Raw genomic sequence first — 17,314 nt, 5'->3', positions numbered from 1 at the left:
AAACATGCGCCTCACCACCAACACATAACCACCAACAACGCCTGAGTAAGACACCGCTACCGGATACTCACTCAGGCGCTACCAGATACTCACCACACCGCTACCATTTCAGTCTTCTGAACAATCGGCATTTGATAACGACGCATTAGGAAACCAAGGAAGCCAAGGGCAAAGAGAAGCAGGAGGTCGACGATAGAAGAAGAAATCGCGTAAACACCCAGCATCGCGACGATGACGATGCCCGCATACAGGTAGTGGTTTGGAATGTAGAGCAAACGCGCCCACATTGGCGCTAAGAAGAGGTTCAACGCTAGCAATACAAACAGGGCAATGAATAGTGAAGCCAGTAGAGTCCACACCAAATTGCCGGAACGCTCAAAGAGCAAAGGTCCCGGTTGCATTCCGTACTGTTGGAAAGCAGCCAACAAGATCGCAGCTGTCGCAGAGGTTGGCAAACCAAGAGCAAGCAGGGTTCCCATCGCGGTTCCTGCCGTAGCATTTCCTGCGGCTTCCGGCGCAGCAAGACCACGGATTGAACCTGTCGTGCCGAATTCCTTATCGCCGTTGTGCTTAGCAATGCGCTTCTCGGTGCCATATGCCAAGAACGTGGGAACCTCAGCACCACCCGCTGGGATCATTCCGAACGGTGCGCCAAAAAGGGTGCCACGAATCCAAGCAGGCAACGCCTTCCTAAAATCCTTTCCTGAAAGACGAGCGATGCCACCGGTAGTCAGCTTGTGTGCTTCTGGTTCTTTTCGAATTCGGGAGGCGATATGGAAGACCTCTCCCAGTGCCAGCAATCCAACCGTGATGACGACAATATCGATGCCATCGAAAAGCCCAGGCTGGTCAAAAGTGAACCGTGAAGTTCCAGACGGTCCATCGATTCCTACGAGAGAAAGAGCGATACCTATCGAGAGCGCCCCAAGTCCCCTGATAACGGACTCTGACACCACGGAAGAAATTGCTACAAACGCAAACACGGCGAGCGCAAAGTACTCCGCGGGCCCGAATTGAGTCGCCATCTTCACCAAATAAGGAGACATGAAGACAACAATGATGGTGGAGAAAAGACCACCAACGAAGGCACCGATTGCAGCCGTCGCAAGCGCTTTTGCTGCCTGGCCATTCTTTGCCATTCGGTGACCTTCAAAGGTCGATGCAATGGCTGAAGACTGACCGGGCGTATTTAGCAGAATTCCCGCGGTTGAATCGCCAAACAATCCGCCGAAATAGACACCGGCAAACATAATGAACGAGGCCGTGGGGTCTAGCGCAAAGGTGATAGGCAATAGCAGTGCCACCGCCATGGAGGAACCAAGCCCAGGTAGAACTCCTACAGCCGTGCCAAGCACCGCTCCGATGAACACGAATAGAAGATTGTAAGGCGTTATGGCGGAAGAAAAGCCTTCAAACAAAAGTCCGAGCTGTTCCATTAGATGCCTCCTATAAATCCGGTCGGCAGTGTTAATCCCAAGAGGGCACCAAAAATGAGTTGAATGACGGACGCCACGATTAACGAAACCCAGATATCAAAAACTGGTCGCGTCGAGCCTAGGAAGTGCGATATCAGCCAGAACAGTGCGGCGGCAGCCAGCACCCAACCCAGGTAAGGCAGCGAAATAATAAAGCCCAAAACCGACGCTAAGACTGCGCCTAGGGTTTTCCAGTCAGAACTAACGATCGGTCGGGCCTTGGAATCGGTCGCTATCTCGGCATTCCCCTTCCTGCTATGCCGATTCAACAATTCCTCGTGCAAGAAAGAATCTTCACTGTGCTTCATACCCGCGAGGTCATGCAGCATGTCGATAGACATCTCGTAGACTCCCGAGTTGTCTAAAGCATCGGATTCTTGCTCAACTTCTGGACGACGAATAACGTCAAAAGCCAAGGCTATTGCAAATACAGCTGTCAGAACGCCCAAAAGCATGGGAGTAAATTGAGGCCCGGGTTTGCTTTCAGACATCACTTCCATGGTGAATGAACCCCAGATCAGAACCACGGCCACAATTCCCAAAAGCGCAACCATGACTAGTTCGCTGCGTCCGCGCAGCACGGAGCTTTTGTTGCTTTTCATTTCTACATTCCCAACTGTTCAATGAGTTCTTTGGTTCGCGCTGTTTCCTCATCGATGTAATGCTCGAGTTCATCCCCAGTCATGTAGGCATCCGTCCAACTATTTCGACGGACCGCTTCCTCCCAGGCTTCACTGCGATGCAATTCATCAATGATTTTCAGCAGTTCCTCTTCAGCGTCTTCGGGGATGCCAGGCGGGGCCAAGAAGCCACGCCAGTTAGACATTTCTACATCGATGCCCTGTTCTTTAAAGGTCGGCAAATCAGGTGCTGTCTCAATTCGTTCTCCAGATGAGATGGCGAGCGCCCGAAGAGTTCCGGAATCGACTTGGTCTGCAATTTCGTTATAGCCAGAGATTCCGATATCAGTCGTGTGACTCAAAAGAGAGTTCAGCGCTTCACCGCCTCCTGAATATGCAATGTAATTAGCATCTTTGGGATCTATTCCGATTTCTCCGGCGATAGCACCAGTGAGCAAATGATCAATGGATCCTAGGGATCCGCCCGATATCGAGACCCCCTTTGGATCCGCTCTCCACGCCGTGACAACATCCTCCAGCGTTTCGAAGTCAGAATCAGCCGGAACGACCAAAGCCGAGTAATCATCTGACATGCGTGCGAGCGGCACCACGTCCTTGAGAGTAGCTCCGCTCCCCTTCAGCTCAACGGCGCCTATCATGACTCCACCCGTAGTCATGATCGTTGATTCCTCCCCTTTCATTTGCACAAACTGTGAAAGCCCAATAGTTCCTCCAGCTCCAGGGATATTAACGACCTTTGCATTATTGACGAGGCTATCCGCGCGCAGGACTTGCTGAGCTTCCCGAGAAAACCCATCCCAACCGCCGCCAACAGCTGCGGGCGCAATAATTGTTAAATTCGACCGAGCCTCACCAACGCTCGCGCTGTTAGCCGACTGAAAAACTGCAGTTCCAGTTATTCCTACAGCGATTACTGCGGTTGCGGCTTGCAACGCATTAACCATGTCGCCTCCTTAGAATTGAACAATGACTCGCCATTGTCCTATGTCACTTACCGTTAGAGCTTGTGACTTGAAACATGTTTTTAAACTTTCTACCCGATTGCAGCTTTCAGCACAAGAGGTTGCATATTGTTCTCTTTTCTGCTTAGTTTGTATCTATTCTCAAACATTGAGATACATGCACACCATTGATGCTGGAAGGACACACATGCCGGACAATCTTTCAACCACTAGTCAAACTCTCGACGCCGACGTCATCGTCGTCGGCGGAGGAAATGCAGGCTTTAGCGCTGCCCACGCTGCTGCCGAACGCGGCCGAAAGGTCATTCTGCTAGAGCGTGGCGAGGGCGATAGGGCCGGTGGAAACTCCTACTTCACCGCCGGCGCAACACGAATCGCCCATAACGGACTTGACGATCTCAAGGATCTCGTCGAGTTCGACGAAAGACACGAAAACACAGTCGTGCCGCCCTACTCTCCAGACGAGTATCGCTCGGACCTAGAACGCGTCACCGAAGGACGCACTGACTCTCGGATGGCAGATATCCTGGTCAATGAAGCAGCCGATGCCCTTCGCTGGCTCAAGTCACTAGGGCTGAAGTACCGCTTGATGTATGAACGCCAAGCCTACAAGCGCCCAGATGGTTCATTCTTGTTCTGGGGCGGACTGCATGTTGGAAATGTTGACGGCGGAGTGGGACTGATTGCAGATCACACACGCGTTGCAGAAAACAACGGCGTAGACATTCGCTATGGAGTACGCGCTCTAGATCTCATTCTTGAAGATGGCAAAGTATGCGGAGTCATAGCTGAAACAGATGGTGAGCAATTCGCACTTCGCGCTGAATCCACCATTATCGCTTCAGGTGGATTCGAAGCCTCACCCGAAATGCGCGCCGAACACCTTGGGGAGCGTTGGGCACACGCACGAGTCCGCGGCACTCTCTACAACGTAGGCGACATGCTCAAGGCTGCGCTTAAGATAGGCGCCGCAAAGGGCGGCGACTGGGAGACCTGTCACTCCGTGCAGTGGGACGCAAACCCCGAGATTAATGAATCCAATATCGAGCTCACCAACCGTTTGACCCGACAGTCTTACTTCTTGGGACTACTCATCAACGATGAGGGTAAACGCTTCTTAGACGAGGGAGCAGACTTCCGAAACTACACCTACGCGAAGTACGGAAAAGTCATCCTAGAGCAGCCAAACTCAGTCGCTTACCAGATCTTTGACGCCGACCTTCGTCCCACTCTTCGAACCGAAGAATACGACATGCCCGGCATATCGGAGGTAAAAGCAGACTCCCTAGAGGAACTAGCGAAGCAGATTGGAATTGACCCAGACACCTTCGTAGCAACAGTTAACGATTTCAATGCGAACGTCAACGATGCAGAGTTCGATCCCACCATCAAGGATGGGAAGGCCTCATCGGTTACTCCACCAAAGTCCAACTGGGCAACGCCGATTGATAAGGCACCGTTTTATGCTTACCCGGTTACCTGTGGCATTACGTTTACCTTTGGCGGCTTGAAGGGCGATGATAACGGACGAGTTCTCAATGAATCTGGCGAAGTCATCCCGGGATTGCTTGCTTGCGGAGAAGCTCTTGGAGGTCTGTTCTCAACTAACTATCCTGGTGGATCAGGCCTTGCAGCAGGATGCGTCTTTGGTCGCCGCGCAGGTAGTGTTGCATAATTAGAAGTACATTGGCGTACAAACAGGCCCGGCCGCTAGGCCGGGCAATTCTTTTCGGAGGCTCTAGGAAATGCGCGAAGACATATTTGCCAAACTGCGCAGTGAAATACTGAACGGCACGCTTCCACCTGGCACTCAGCTTAAAGAAATACAATTGGCCAGTCGCTTTGGAGTATCGCGCACACCGGTCAGAGATGCCCTTTCCCGTCTCGAAGACTCAGGATTAGCAGAACGTGTAAATCGTGGCCTTCAGGTGCGAGGTCTGGATCCGGAGCAAGTGATCCAGGTTTACGATATGCGGATCCTCCTCGAAGTCGAAGCATCTGGTCAAGCTGCTCAAAACCGGAGCTTGAACGATATTCTCGCACTTGAAGCGCTCCTAGAAAGAGACAAAAACCTGAAGAAACCAACAGATGCTGAACTCATCCAAACCAACCTAGAGTTTCACCGTAACGTCTGGAAAGCTTCCCAAAACCCAGTACTTATCGATCTACTTGAGCGTCTAATGACGCATTTGGTTCACGCCCCAACGTCGACGTTAAGCGTAAATAACCGACAAAAGGAAGCCCTAAAGGAACATGCACGCCTGATCGAAGCCATAAATGATCGCGATGCTGCCGCAGCCCGTGAAATCGCTAAATTGCATTTCAGCACAGCCCGCGAAATCAGAATGGATCTGCTTCGCAAGGCTGCTTTCAGAGACGCTACACGGTAGCCATTTAAGTAATCCACAAAGAGCAATGACTCACACTATGCTGCCCCACGGCTCCAATGTCTTAACTGGATACCGCCCATCAACAGCAAAACGCTGGCACACCACCTGGGTGTCGTCGTTAATGTCTAGCTCTCCGATGTATTCAACGAACTCGGGTGAGCGCCAGAATTCTTCATGCCCGGCGCGCCATTCGCTGGCATCGGTGTAGCCCTCGCCCTCGGCGATGGCGTGCTCGTCGCTAACGTCGGCAAGCCGGCAGACCTGGACCTCGGTGGTACGGATGACGCACACCACGTTGTCGTGTGAGTCGAGGACGGCCTCAAGGGTACCCACGTCCTCGCACGGGTCGTGGTCGCGCGGATGCTCGGCCAACAAGGACGTCGTAGTGGTTTTCGTGCCGTTCAGAATGGCGGTGACGAGGGCGTCGCGAAGCGGGCCAGGGAAGGCGAACTCTCCGCGGAGCAGTTCCGCTATAGGTTTCAAAGCGTCCTGAGTCATACGTTTACAGTACGTGGCCAGTTAAATGTTGCTGAGTGAGTACGCGCTCGCTTTCTGTTCCGACCGGCCCGATGCTCGCTCCCCCAAACTCGCTTCATCCACGACGATGTCCGGGCGCATCCCTTGCGCCAAAGATGCTCCTTACAAAGAACTTGTAAACCAACTTCTTTCCCAATCGCTCCATGCCGCGCCACTGCCTCCTATTAATAGCGACGCAGGCCCTTCTTCAAACTTCAAAGCTCTTCATAAACTTCAAAGAATTCACAAAATTCATAAACTTCACAAGACTTCAAAAGCTCTGTGGTCTAGAGTGAGGGACATGAATCCGAAACACACCAACCCTTTTACGGCTACTCTCGGCGCCACTCCCCCGCTGTTGGTTGGCCGCAGCGATGCCATTCGTGATTTCGGTTTTGCACTCGATGAAGGCCCTGGTGCCCATGAGAGGATCTCACTCATCATCGGACCACGCGGCATCGGCAAGACAGTCCTTCTTAATGCCTTCGAAGACGAAGCGCTCGAGCGCGGTTGGCTCACGCTCAGTGACACTGCAACGACCGGTTTTGTTGAGCGACTGCGTAGCAGCATTATTCAGCTTCTGGCTAAGGAGAGGAAACAGCTCAAAGGCCTCAACGTCTCTATCCTCGGCATTGGAGGCGGGCTCAATTGGGATACCCGAGCTATCGCAGAGTCCACGTACTCGCTCCGCAATGCACTCAAGGATTTACTGGCCTATAAACGTGAGCTCGACCGGAAATCCCGCCAGGAGCCCGGTGGTGTTCTTGTAACACTGGATGAAATGCACCATCAACGCAGCCAGGAGCTCATAGAGTTCGGCGCCACGATTCAACATTTAGTTCGCGAGGGTGAGGACATTTCCGTTGTCATGGCAGGCATCCCGTCCTCAATTAGACCTTTGCTTTCCGGGAAGCTGAACAGTCGTGGCGACACCAATCCAGTTACCTTTCTTCGACGCGCTAACCGCATTGAGCTGGGCAGGGTCTCCGATTCGGATGTACGTGAAGCACTGGAGGAACCCCTTCACAGCGCCGCCACCTCATGGTCACAGGACGCTTTGGAAACCGCGGTTGAGGCGTGCCATGGATATCCATTCATGATCCAGCTCGTCGGCCAGTGCTCATTCAGGGAAAAGGAACGTACCGCTGACGGAGGTACCGAGATTTCTATCGACGCTGCCCGGCGCGGAGTCGCAACAGCACAGCGCAAGCTCGGCCAACTTGTTCATGAGCCAGCGCTGTCGGACCTCTCCCCCGTCGACCGAAGCTTTTTGGTCTACATGGCTCAAAGCGATGGCCCTTCCAAGATGGCGGACATCAAGGCACGCTTCAATAAGACTGATTCTTATGTAGGCAACTATCGCCGCCGGCTTCTCGACGCCGAAATGATCACCACCACGGGCCACGGCGAAGTCGATTTCGCCTTGCCGTACTTACGCGACTACCTCCGCGAGCACGCGGCAAGTCTCATAGCCGAGGACTTCGACGCCCAGTAGCGAGGCCTCCCTCGCCCTCGGACTGCACGCCACACCTACCCCCGCGCGTTTACATCTCTACTATTCGCGCAGAGTTTCCATTCCTCTCAAAGTTATTCATCCGGCTCGCCGGGAAATGCAGCACCTGCCAGCGTAGGTGTTGTCGCAGTGGCGGAGGAAGAGGCGTCGACAAGCGCGGCGTGGAACCTCACTATGTGCGCGCCGGAGCCGTGTGAATAAACGGGGATAATAGTATGCACACAGCCGCAAAACCTGCATCTACGTGGGCTTTCTTCGGCTTGCGGGAGCTTGAAAAAGTGCGAACTTTTCTTAGAATTGTCGTCTAGTTCACATGTCACCACCCGGGTGTCCCTACTCACCGCATTAGGGAATAACACGGCACACCCCGCCAAGAAAGGTTCACGCACATGACAACTCCCCCGCTGGGCGTTTGGTCCGAGGTTGGCAAGCTCCACCAAGTCATGGTGTGCGCGCCGGGGCTCGCGCACGAGCGGCTGACCCCTAGCAACTGTGGGGAGCTGCTTTTCGACGACGTCCTCTGGGTCGACGAGGCCAAGAAGCATCACGCAGAGTTCGTCGCCAAGCTGCGCAGCTACGGCGTCGAGGTGCTGGAGATGCACACGCTCCTGGAGGAAACCCTGGCCACCCCAGGCGGGCGTGATTTCATCCTGGACTTCAAGCTGCTGGATAAGAACGTTGGTGTCGGCATTGGTGGCGAGCTGCGCCACTGGTTCGAGAACATGTCTAATAAACGCCTGGCGGAGCTCCTCATCGGCGGGCTACCCTTCGCCGAAATCCCGGAAGGCCTGGGCCACGGAACTATCGACGCCATGCGAGAGGTCTACGGGCCTTCCGCGTTTGCGCTGCGCCCGCTGCCCAACACCCAGTACTCGCGGGATAACTCGGCGTGGATTTATGGCGGGGTCTCACTCAACCCCATGCGGATGCCGGCGCGCCACCAGGAAACGCTGCTGACCAGAGCGATTTATAACTACCACCCGCGGTTTGCGCAGGCGGATTTTCAGTTCTGGTACGGAAATACCGATGAGGAGCCAGGCCTGGCTTCCTTGGAGGGCGGGGACATCATGCCGATCGGAAAGGGCATCGTCCTCGTCGGCATGGGTGAGCGCACCACCTGGCAGGGAGTAAGCCAGCTGGCCATGCGCCTATTCCAGGAAGGCGCGGCCGAGAAGATCATCATCGCCGCCATGGCCGCCGACCGCGCCTCGATGCACCTCGACACCGTGCTCACCTTCCTGGATGCAGATAAGGTCACCGCCTACCCCAAGGTCGTGAACACCATCCGACCCATCGTCTTGCATCCCTCCACGAGCACGGCGCCTTTCGACGTCGAACTGCCCACCCAGTCTTTCCTCGAGGTCGTCGCCAAGGCGCTTGGCGTCGGGAGTCTGCAGGTGGTGGAAACCGGTGGGGACACCTATGCCGCTGCCCGCGAGCAGTGGGATGACGCCAATAACGTCGTGGCCATTGAACCGGGCGTGGTGGTGGCTTATGACCGCAACAAGCACACCAATAAGAAGCTGCGCGCCGCCGGGATTGAGGTTGTAGAGATTGGCTCGGCGGAGTTGGGCCGCGGGCGCGGGGGCGGGCACTGCATGACCTGCCCTATTGTGCGTGATGCGGTGGACTACTAGAAGGTTTTCCGGCTTCCAACCACCAGTGCGCGTATCCCATAAAGTCAAGAGACCGGGTCTGCACTAACCCACCCACACGGGGTTATACAGAAGTTTGTGTACGAAAGATCAATGGGCTGGCCAGCAAATACTTAACGCCACTAACTTTCTTCAAGCGTCGTAAGCCGTTTTCTATATCCATTGTCTACCCCCTGCATGCCTCCTAAAATAATTGCGGATTCTACAGATCTCTCACTTTTCACTTAATAAAATATAAGGACGGTACACAGGTGCTCCCTAAGGGACTGCGCGCGCTTGCACCACTGGTGGCAACCGCGGCATTAATTACCCCCTCGGCACAGGCGGCCAACATTCCGCCCATGCCACAGGCCTACCCCATCACCAACCTCTACAAGAGCTGCAGCGCAGCAGGTGAAGACAACGCCACGCCCGAGTGGCACTTCGCAGAGACCGGCCGCCGCTACTTGAGCGACGGCACCCTGCAGTTTAAGAACACCACGAACCAGGAGGTGCCATACACCGCCTCCGTGGAAACGGGCACCAACCACAAGATTGAGGCCAACTCCAAGGCCGCTATGCCTTCCGGGTGGGACACCACCGCCAAGTCCGACATCGGACTGAAGCTGAGCAACGGCTGGCAGGAGAAGGAAACCTTCGGCCCCGTCACCCTGAAGCCGGGCGAATCCTTCCGCGTGGAATACGGCGTAGTGGAAAAGGACTTCATCTCCATGTTCGTCGGCTGCAACGATGACCGCCTGGAAAACATGCCCGGCGCCAACGTCATCCGCGGCAAGGGCCCGGCTGAGCGCTATGCCTTTGCCTACATCATCAAGGCGGATGGTTCGATTTCGGACCTCGCCATGGAAATTCCTTCCCGCTCCCCGGGCGCGAACTCCAAGCCCATCGAGGGCAACTACACCTCCGTGTCCGGCCCCAGCCTGGAGAAGATCGCGGACCCAAAGAAGGATGAAATCATGCAGCCTTCCGAGGACCTGCAGCGCGACCCATCCTGGCCCAAGGAAGGCGAGACCTGCGAAGGCCGCGATAGCTCCTGGTACCCGCTGGACATCACTGCGGTGAAGCCGACCTTCCGCAAGCCGGGCTACTCCACAGACTTCCTCAACTGGTCCAAGGGTGACTATGAGTACGCGCCGGTCACCGATTTCGTCGTCGGCGCCGAGCACGCGCCGTACACCAACTGGCAGGGCAACCGCGGCGATATCCCGAAGGGCTGGCTGGAATCCGTTGGCGCGGTCAAGCGCGCCTACATGCCGGTGGGAACCGAGCTGCAGCACATCGACCTGGCCCCTGGTGAGCGCGTCCGCGTGGAGTACGGCACCACCATGACCCGCATCAACTACCGCGAAATCCACTGCGGTAAGGACGGAAAGTACAGCCTGACCTCCAACTACAAGCAGACCACCGCTCCCAGCGGTTTCTGGGCGGAGGCCACCATCACGGGCAAGGACGGTTCCACCCGCACCGAGGACGTCACCCCGGACGAGTACCGCGAACTCCCAGTCCCAACCCAGACCATCTACTAATCCCCCTTTACTTCCCAAGGAGAATCCACCATGTTCAAGACCAAGATTGCTTCCACCACCGCCGCCGTGGCCATTGCCTGCGGCCTGATCGCTACCCCGGCTGCGAACGCCCTCCCGGCACGTGACCTGGGCCCGGCCAACCCGACCACCATCGGTGAGCACTGCACCAACCCGGGTGACACCGGCCAGACCGTTAAGATCAAGCGCACCTACTTCGACGGCTCCGCTGGCTCCTGGACCGTGTCCAACTACAACGACGAGCCGCTGCCGGTCACCCGCTCCATCAAGGAAACCAAGACCAAGACCTGGAACGTTTCCGCCGGCGTTGACTTCAAGCTGCTGGATCTGATCAACTTCACCTTCTCCTCCAGCTACACCGACTCCCAGTCCTACGAGGTGGGCGAGCAGGTCGGCCCGTACAACATTGCTCCGGGCAAGACCGCCGTCATGCGCGCCGGCTGGGTTGTCTCCGACTTCGAGGGTCAGAAGACCATCTGCGGTTCCGATAACACCTGGCAGGCCAACGGCGGCACCTTCACCGCTACCCTGCCGAAGGAGCGCCACGTGGAGGTCTCCACTCGCGACAACAACGATTGGGGCTAAGACGTGCTGAAGAAGTCCATCGCGAGCGCCTTCGCCGCGCTCAGCCTATTGGCGGCCGCTCCTGTGGCCCACGCCGCTGACTTCGGCGGGGACTTCGAGCTGCCGCAGCGCTGGAATGATGATTTCAAGCCGGGCACGCACTGCTCGACGCCCGGTGAGAACGGCACTTACGTCACCGCCACCCGCCGGTGGTTCAAGCAGACTGATGCCGCTAGTGTGGCCAACCGCAATGATGAGCCCGTGCCGGTCAGCCACACCGTGACCCAGGCCCGCACGCAGACCATCGAGGTCTCCGGTTCCATCAAGGGCGAGGGCGAGCTGGCCAAGGTTCTGACCCAGACCTACGGATTCAACTACGTGCACGAGCAGCACTGGAAGCTGAACCAGAAGGTTGGCCCGTACACACTGCCAGCGAACTCCCAGGGCAAGCTGGTGTGGGGCTTTACCATGCTCGACACCGACGGCCAGGACGTGCGTTGCAACACCAACCAGGAATGGGAGGCCGTGGGCAAGCCCTACTCCGCCACCGTTCCGGAGGCGCGCTATTCCGAGCTGCAGCTTGGCGACGCCCCCGTCTGGGACTAGCTCACCTCCCCAGGCCGCACAGAAGAGGGCACCCCAAGCCGTTTCACGACGGCTGCGGGTGCCCTCTTTTTGGCGTTCCACAGCGTGATCAAACGGCAGCGCGAGCATTGCAGAACGGCAATGAGAACCTTGCAGAACCGCAACGAGAGCATTGCAGAACCGCAATGAACATCTTGCAGAACCGCAACACCGCAGGTAGATTGACGGCCATGACTCATTCTTTTCTGCATAGAAACGCACTAGAACTGGCGGAAGAAGTTCTGTCAGATACACCTGTGCTGACTATTTCCGGCGCACGCCAAGTAGGAAAGAGCACCCTTGTCCATCAATTACTCGAAGGTAGGGAACATAGATTCATTAACCTTGATGAGAGCGCTTCGCTGGTATCTGCGAAAGCAGATCCAGACGGCTTTGTCAGACAGCTCCCCGAAGGGACACTAGCCATAGATGAAATTCAGCGCGCACCAGAGCTGTTTCGCGCGATTAAAGGCGCACTCGAAGAAGATCGACGGCCGGGTCGTTTTATCCTTACCGGATCATCCAACCTCCTCAGTCTCACAGGAGCTGAAGAATCTCTCGCTGGCCGCGCAGAAACTATTCGCCTTCACGGCCTCAGCGTGGGCGAACGTTTAGGTATCCACGAAGACTTTGCAGGCCGAATGTGGTCATTAAAAGATGCAAGCGTACAACCCGCATCCGCCCTTTCCCGGGCTGACTACTTCCAGCTCTTCTGCACGCCGAGTTTTCCAGGACTTAGGGATTCTAGTCGGCGACGGCAACACCGGTGGTTCGATGCTTATATTGAGCGAGTCTTGTCAAAAGACGCTGCCGAGCTCTACGGCATTCAATTCCCTGACCGCTTACACAATCTTCTCGCCAAGTTTGCTGCACAAGGCACCGCGGAACTTGTAGCGGCGCACATTGGGCGTGCACTCGACATTCCCGAACGCTCAGTCCCTACCTATGTAGCTGCTCTGAATGATGTCTTCTTGATTAACCAATTACCATCATGGGGAACAAATCTTGAGAAGCGAGCTATCTCTAAGCCTAAGGTCTTCCTCTCGGATACCGCACTGGCCACAAGTCTGGCAGGCCTCGAGCCAGAGGCATTGGAGATGAACATTTCCAGCACGCTTAGCGGCGGCATCTGCGAAGCCTTTGTTGCCAACGAGCTTCTGAAGCAGAAAGCATGGTCATCAGTTGATTATCGCCTCTTCCACTTTCGGACTTCTACTGGCAAAGAGGTTGACCTTGTGCTGGAATCACGATCCCGGGACGTTGTTGGCGTGGAGGTCAAAGCCGCAATGTCGATCCAGCCGAAGGACTTTGCTGGCCTGCGCTATCTTCAGCAGGTAGCTGGTGATTCTTTCCGCGCAGGAATTGTCTTGTACACAGGCAAGGACGTCTTGCCGATGGGTGAAAACCTCTGGGCAATGCCAATCTCGACGCTCTGGCACGGCTAAACCGCGACAACGAACGGCCGCCGCGCGCCATGAGGCCCACCGATATACTGCGCCCATGTCTCACCGCATCTTTTCCGTTCCCTTCGCCGATATTTATCCGCACTACGTTAAGAAGGTAGAGCGCAAAGGCAGGACTGTCAGCGAGCTTCACGAAGTCATCACTTGGCTTACCGGCTACTCGGTTGAGGAGCTGGAACGGGTCCGGAAGCAAAAGGTCACCCTCGAGGACTTCTTCGAGCAGGCCCCGCACCTGAACCCATCCCGCTCCCTCATCACCGGCAGCATCTGCGGGCACCGTGTCCAGGACATCGAGGACCCGCTGATGCAAAATATTCGGTACATGGACAAGCTCGTTGACGAGCTAGCCAAAGGAAAAGCCATGGAGAAAATCCTTCGCGGCTAGCCTTCGCTAACTACGCTATTCAAAGCTTCAAGCTTTAAGCCACAAAGGGATACGGCGGCGCGGTCTTCTCACGGAAGAAGTAGCGCGCGTGCGTGTGTCGAACGGACTCTAGGCTTTCAGCGCCAATGGCAACGAGCTCAACGTCTGGGTCATCGTTGATTTGATCGAGGTCGTGACGGGCAAGAGTTGCCGCAGTTAGGGATTCAAACTCCGTGACATTCAGTGCACCCGTCGGACGGTGATACTTAATAAGAAAAGCCGGCATACTATTTACTCCCTTCCGACTCGTTTTCTGTCCGTCTCCGGTCGAGCTCACTAATTAGCCTATCCAACATCCTAGAAGTCCTTTGCCGCAATGGCCGGGCTTCACGCAACTCCACCGTTTCCACTGGGCGCTCGGCAAACGGAGAAGAGAGCACATCGAAGTATTTTTCTACTCTATGCACCACTTCTGAAAGCTCATGCAACGAGCGAACCTGGGTCTCAAATTGCAACGGTACGTGCTCTCCGAGCTCAAGGTATCGGATGCCGCGACCGTACAAGTCACCAGCAAGTTCATAAAGGTTGGCCCATCGTGACTGGAGCGCCGTCCGAAGCTGAAACTCAGCCCGGCCTGCCGGAGAGTAAATATGTAAATGGATCGCCCTATACCCAGAGTGCGGCTTTTCTCTCATGTCCTGAATTTTGACGCGGTCGGCTCCCCTTTCTTCGAAGTCCTGGGCGAGTAGCTCCGCCAGCCTTGATTGTTCAGAGAGCGCCACATCAAAGTCCATTCGCACTCCTGAAAGATCTTGGATGCTCTCTAGCGGGAAGCTCGGCATTCTCCGCAGTTTCTCAACGAGCACCTGCCGAGTCTTGACCCGCGAACCTATAAGGAATCGTTTCGAGTCCGGTTCCACAACGGAATCTGTCGAGCGCTCCAGCGGCACGCTCAGTTCATTCAGTGTCGACGCTGCCAAGGACTCAAGATGGTCACAAAGAGCAGACTGATGTATGAGTATGCGCCGATATAGCTCTTCATCGATCTCTTGCCCAGTGCGCAACGCACTACCTATTCGATGTACTTGTCTCTTACTAAACGTCGTCGGCCTGTTTTCCAAGAACTGCACAGTTCCCCCTTCTTCGATAGTGGCAACCCCCAAAGACGAAGAGCATTGCCAGCATTTTCAGACACCCACACATCCCCCACCCCTTGGATGCCTGCCCTAAAGACTACGAGGGCGACCGGACACCAACACCACATTTTCGGATATATGTTCGACGTTTGCGCTGAAACGCACATCCCACCTTCAGCTTTGCCATACTTGACGCATGACCACGCTAGAAACTTGTGCCAGCGCCTGGGCGAAAGCAATTATGGCCGCACCCGAGCGCGAATTCCCCGCCGCGATGCACCACACGAGCGCTTCCACAGAAGACTGCGACGTGCGCCCGCGCGAGCTGCACCCCAGTTTTTACGGTTGTTTCGACTGGCACTCCAGCGTCCACATGCAGTACTCAGGCGCGCTACTAAACAAGATTCTCGGGCCCGAGTCTCCCAAAGAACTTGCCGCGCTTCTCGACGATCGCCTCAGCGCAGAAGCCCTCACCACGGAATACAACTACCTCCTCGCCCGCCCCGGATATGAAATGCCCTATGGGCGCGCCTGGCTGCTGCAGCTCGCCTCCGTTCGGCCTGGCGAAGCGATGGACAAGCTCGTAGAGCTAACCGCACAGCACTGCCGCGACTGGCTTGAATCACTCAACCAACCGGTGCGCCACGGCATGCATTCCAATACAGCCTTCAACCTTTTCCTCATCCACGAGGCCGCGGAGAAACTCGGGCTGGATTCACTGGCGAGCTCGGTGCGCGAGGCTGCTGTCCGCCTTTTCGGCGAAGATCGCGACTACCCGCTCAAATGGGAGCTGTCCGGACATGATTTCCTATCCAACGGGCTATCGGAGGCTCTACTCATGTCGCGCGTGCTACCGGACTTCCCACACTGGTTCGACGGCTTTCTTCCCCACCAAAACGAAGCGCTGGACTTTTTCACACAAATCCCAGAGGTGCTTGACCCAACCGATGGCCGCCTGGCCCACCTCTACGGCCTGGCGCTGACCAGAGCATGGATGCTCGTTGAACTCGCTGAGCATTTCGACGCCTCCGTCCTGCCCCGCACCCATGCACTCGCCGCCAGTGCGCAAACGCAGCTTGTCGACGGCCACTTCATGTCCACCCACTGGCTCATCACCTACGCGCTGCGCTTTCAGCTCGCTGCCGACGGAAGGCATTAGCCAACGGCTTCCCTCATCGCCAGCCATCCAGGCCGAGAGTTCAGGCCGGCATTTTATGCCCGCTCCTGCCGCCATAGTGAGCGCATACGGAATAGTTACTTAGCGAGTAGTACTGTAACTTTCTAATTATCGTTCTCTTCAGGAGCTCACTATGGATTCTCGCTACTCGGCGCAGCGCGATAACTACCGCCTGCCAGAAGAAGGAATCCGTATTGATCTGCGCGCCGAGCGTGCCCGCCAGAGAGGCTCTACTCACGACCGCGAGAGCACTGCCCCTGAGCGCCCTTCCTACCGCCCGCGACGCCGCCCCAGCCACGATCGCCCAGCTTCGTCCCCGTCGACAACTTCCCCTTCCCGTCGATCCGCTTCAACGTCGGCGCCTGCCCGACAAACGCCATCCCAACAAGCGCCGACCCGAACCGCGCCGAAGAAGACGACAGCCCCTGCGCCACGGCGGAAATCACCGCGCCCTCGCACGCCCATCAGCCGTCGCGGGTTGGGAGTCCTCCTTATTTTGGCACTGGTTCTCGTCGGCATCGTCGCCGCACTCCAGTTCAATAAGGAGCCAGACGCGCCCGCGCCGCAACCAACCGATGTGGTTACGGAACCCGCCGCCGTCATCGAGCCCTCCCCAGCGGTGGAGATGTACATCCCGACAATTGATGTGCGTGCAGAGTTTGAAGAAGGCTCCTGTCGGATCAAAGACAACAAGATCAACCCCGACTCGATGAATAGGGCCTGCACCTACACCGCAGACGATAAACCCTATTCGCTCCCCGGTACGGATGCGCAGGACGTCGTGGTGGTCGCCGGGCATACCGGTGCAGGAGTACCAGCGGTGTTCAATAACCTCTACGACGGTAGCGCCGACGAGCACAAAGCCTCTGTGGGCGACAAGTTGTACCTGCGCACGCAGAACTCCGGCGAGCAATGGCTGGTATACACCGCAACAGATCTGCACGATCCGTCGAAGGATGGCCTTGAGCAGGATGAGAGCATCTGGGGCACCGATGCCCAGCCCGGTCGCCTTCTCACTATCAGCTGCATCCAGCCGGCCAACCCTTTGGCTGCCGCGGTGCGCAATGCCGTGGTGGGATGGCAGTTTGAGGGCGTAACCGAGGCTCCTGATCCTGCCGCAGAACAGAGCTAAGCCCCATGCAGCATCCCCCGTTCAGGGGGATTTCCGCCACTACGCGCAGTTATCGAACATTTTCGCAGCTCAACAGACAACACCGTTCTTATCCTTGCAGGTTAACACGCCTTGTAGCGCCGCCCGTGAGGACCTCAACCCACCGAACATGCCACCCG

General features: G+C 56.3%; 17 protein-coding genes. 11 read left to right on the top strand and 6 right to left on the bottom strand.

Features of this window, described 5'->3' with window-relative positions; translation table 11 throughout:
• Positions 1-89 precede the first annotated feature (89 nt).
• Genes M5J06_RS10915 through M5J06_RS10905 form a run of 3 tightly spaced genes read right to left on the bottom strand, consistent with a single transcriptional unit; the run spans position 90 to position 3,060 of the window.
• On the bottom strand, positions 90-1,436 hold the full coding sequence (locus M5J06_RS10915) for a tripartite tricarboxylate transporter permease (RefSeq protein ID WP_284150887.1): 1,347 nt from the start codon (positions 1,434-1,436) through the stop codon (positions 90-92).
• Positions 1,436-2,077 (bottom strand): tripartite tricarboxylate transporter TctB family protein, encoded by a 642-nt coding sequence (locus M5J06_RS10910; RefSeq protein ID WP_250224657.1) that lies wholly within the window; start codon positions 2,075-2,077, stop codon positions 1,436-1,438. Before M5J06_RS10910 ends, M5J06_RS10915 begins: the two co-directional genes overlap by 1 nt.
• A 2-nt stretch (positions 2,078-2,079) precedes the next feature.
• Entirely contained in the window at positions 2,080-3,060 is a 981-nt protein-coding gene (locus M5J06_RS10905) for a Bug family tripartite tricarboxylate transporter substrate binding protein (protein ID WP_250224656.1), read from the bottom strand.
• 175 nt (positions 3,061-3,235) lie between these two features.
• Here M5J06_RS10905 and tcuA point away from each other — a divergent pair, with 175 nt between their 5' ends.
• Together tcuA and M5J06_RS10895 are read left to right on the top strand one after the other, a co-directional pair.
• Entirely contained in the window at positions 3,236-4,753 is a 1,518-nt protein-coding gene (gene tcuA, locus M5J06_RS10900; protein WP_250224655.1) for an FAD-dependent tricarballylate dehydrogenase TcuA, read from the top strand.
• Positions 4,754-4,823: 70 nt separating this feature from the next.
• Positions 4,824-5,468, top strand: coding sequence for a GntR family transcriptional regulator (locus M5J06_RS10895; RefSeq protein ID WP_250224654.1), 645 nt, complete (start codon positions 4,824-4,826; stop codon positions 5,466-5,468).
• Positions 5,469-5,498: 30 nt separating this feature from the next.
• Here M5J06_RS10895 and M5J06_RS10890 read toward each other — a convergent pair whose 3' ends face one another.
• The gene (locus M5J06_RS10890; RefSeq protein ID WP_250224653.1) at positions 5,499-5,966 is read right to left on the bottom strand and encodes an ASCH domain-containing protein; all 468 of its coding nucleotides are present in this window, start codon (positions 5,964-5,966) and stop codon (positions 5,499-5,501) included.
• A 319-nt stretch (positions 5,967-6,285) separates the two neighbouring features.
• On the opposite strand from M5J06_RS10890, the gene M5J06_RS10885 reads away from it, so the two are divergent.
• From M5J06_RS10885 to M5J06_RS10855, 7 genes are all read left to right on the top strand, one after another.
• Complete coding sequence (locus M5J06_RS10885; protein ID WP_083306827.1) at positions 6,286-7,479, top strand: ATP-binding protein; 1,194 nt, start codon at positions 6,286-6,288, stop codon at positions 7,477-7,479.
• 407 nt (positions 7,480-7,886) lie between these two features.
• Positions 7,887-9,134, top strand: a complete 1,248-nt coding sequence (locus tag M5J06_RS10880) for an arginine deiminase (RefSeq protein WP_250224652.1) — start codon at positions 7,887-7,889, stop codon at positions 9,132-9,134.
• 269 nt (positions 9,135-9,403) lie between these two features.
• Entirely contained in the window at positions 9,404-10,678 is a 1,275-nt protein-coding gene (locus tag M5J06_RS10875) for a hypothetical protein (RefSeq protein ID WP_070597195.1), read from the top strand.
• 30 nt (positions 10,679-10,708) lie between these two features.
• Positions 10,709-11,281 (top strand): hypothetical protein, encoded by a 573-nt coding sequence (locus M5J06_RS10870; RefSeq protein WP_070523482.1) that lies wholly within the window; start codon positions 10,709-10,711, stop codon positions 11,279-11,281.
• 3 nt (positions 11,282-11,284) lie between these two features.
• Complete coding sequence (locus M5J06_RS10865) at positions 11,285-11,866, top strand: hypothetical protein (protein WP_070597193.1); 582 nt, start codon at positions 11,285-11,287, stop codon at positions 11,864-11,866.
• A gap of 209 nt (positions 11,867-12,075) precedes the next feature.
• Positions 12,076-13,329 carry an ATP-binding protein gene (locus tag M5J06_RS10860; RefSeq protein WP_070523578.1) on the top strand — a complete coding sequence of 418 codons (1,254 nt, stop codon included), beginning with the start codon at positions 12,076-12,078 and terminating at the stop codon, positions 13,327-13,329.
• A gap of 55 nt (positions 13,330-13,384) precedes the next feature.
• Positions 13,385-13,732, top strand: a complete 348-nt coding sequence (locus tag M5J06_RS10855) for a DUF2200 domain-containing protein (protein WP_070597192.1) — start codon at positions 13,385-13,387, stop codon at positions 13,730-13,732.
• A 34-nt stretch (positions 13,733-13,766) separates the two neighbouring features.
• Here the strand turns inward: M5J06_RS10855 and M5J06_RS10850 are convergent, their stop codons facing one another.
• On the bottom strand, positions 13,767-13,997 hold the full coding sequence (locus M5J06_RS10850; RefSeq protein ID WP_070597191.1) for a hypothetical protein: 231 nt from the start codon (positions 13,995-13,997) through the stop codon (positions 13,767-13,769).
• 1 nt (position 13,998) lies between these two features.
• Positions 13,999-14,631 (bottom strand): RelA/SpoT domain-containing protein, encoded by a 633-nt coding sequence (locus M5J06_RS10845; RefSeq protein WP_256375377.1) that lies wholly within the window; start codon positions 14,629-14,631, stop codon positions 13,999-14,001.
• A gap of 412 nt (positions 14,632-15,043) precedes the next feature.
• On the opposite strand from M5J06_RS10845, the gene M5J06_RS10840 reads away from it, so the two are divergent.
• Entirely contained in the window at positions 15,044-16,006 is a 963-nt protein-coding gene (locus M5J06_RS10840; RefSeq protein WP_250224651.1) for a DUF2891 family protein, read from the top strand.
• A gap of 151 nt (positions 16,007-16,157) precedes the next feature.
• On the top strand, positions 16,158-17,156 hold the full coding sequence (locus M5J06_RS10835) for a sortase family protein (RefSeq protein WP_250224650.1): 999 nt from the start codon (positions 16,158-16,160) through the stop codon (positions 17,154-17,156).
• Positions 17,157-17,314 lie beyond the last annotated feature (158 nt).

Source organism: Corynebacterium intestinale (assembly GCF_023574125.1).
In the GTDB taxonomy this organism is placed as follows: Bacteria; Actinomycetota; Actinomycetes; order Mycobacteriales; family Mycobacteriaceae; genus Corynebacterium; species Corynebacterium hesseae.
This window is presented reverse-complemented; position numbering and strand designations above follow the sequence as displayed.

Coding starts and splice junctions, on each gene's coding strand:
- M5J06_RS10915 (WP_284150887.1), bottom strand. CDS start 1,436: ATGGAACAGCTCGGACTTTTGTTTGAAGGCTTTTCTTCCGCCATAACG.
- M5J06_RS10910 (WP_250224657.1), bottom strand. CDS start 2,077: ATGAAAAGCAACAAAAGCTCCGTGCTGCGCGGACGCAGCGAACTAGTC.
- M5J06_RS10905 (WP_250224656.1), bottom strand. CDS start 3,060: ATGGTTAATGCGTTGCAAGCCGCAACCGCAGTAATCGCTGTAGGAATA.
- tcuA (WP_250224655.1), top strand. CDS start 3,236: ATGCACACCATTGATGCTGGAAGGACACACATGCCGGACAATCTTTCA.
- M5J06_RS10895 (WP_250224654.1), top strand. CDS start 4,824: ATGCGCGAAGACATATTTGCCAAACTGCGCAGTGAAATACTGAACGGC.
- M5J06_RS10890 (WP_250224653.1), bottom strand. CDS start 5,966: ATGACTCAGGACGCTTTGAAACCTATAGCGGAACTGCTCCGCGGAGAG.
- M5J06_RS10885 (WP_083306827.1), top strand. CDS start 6,286: ATGAATCCGAAACACACCAACCCTTTTACGGCTACTCTCGGCGCCACT.
- M5J06_RS10880 (WP_250224652.1), top strand. CDS start 7,887: ATGACAACTCCCCCGCTGGGCGTTTGGTCCGAGGTTGGCAAGCTCCAC.
- M5J06_RS10870 (WP_070523482.1), top strand. CDS start 10,709: ATGTTCAAGACCAAGATTGCTTCCACCACCGCCGCCGTGGCCATTGCC.
- M5J06_RS10860 (WP_070523578.1), top strand. CDS start 12,076: ATGACTCATTCTTTTCTGCATAGAAACGCACTAGAACTGGCGGAAGAA.
- M5J06_RS10855 (WP_070597192.1), top strand. CDS start 13,385: ATGTCTCACCGCATCTTTTCCGTTCCCTTCGCCGATATTTATCCGCAC.
- M5J06_RS10850 (WP_070597191.1), bottom strand. CDS start 13,997: ATGCCGGCTTTTCTTATTAAGTATCACCGTCCGACGGGTGCACTGAAT.
- M5J06_RS10840 (WP_250224651.1), top strand. CDS start 15,044: ATGACCACGCTAGAAACTTGTGCCAGCGCCTGGGCGAAAGCAATTATG.
- M5J06_RS10835 (WP_250224650.1), top strand. CDS start 16,158: ATGGATTCTCGCTACTCGGCGCAGCGCGATAACTACCGCCTGCCAGAA.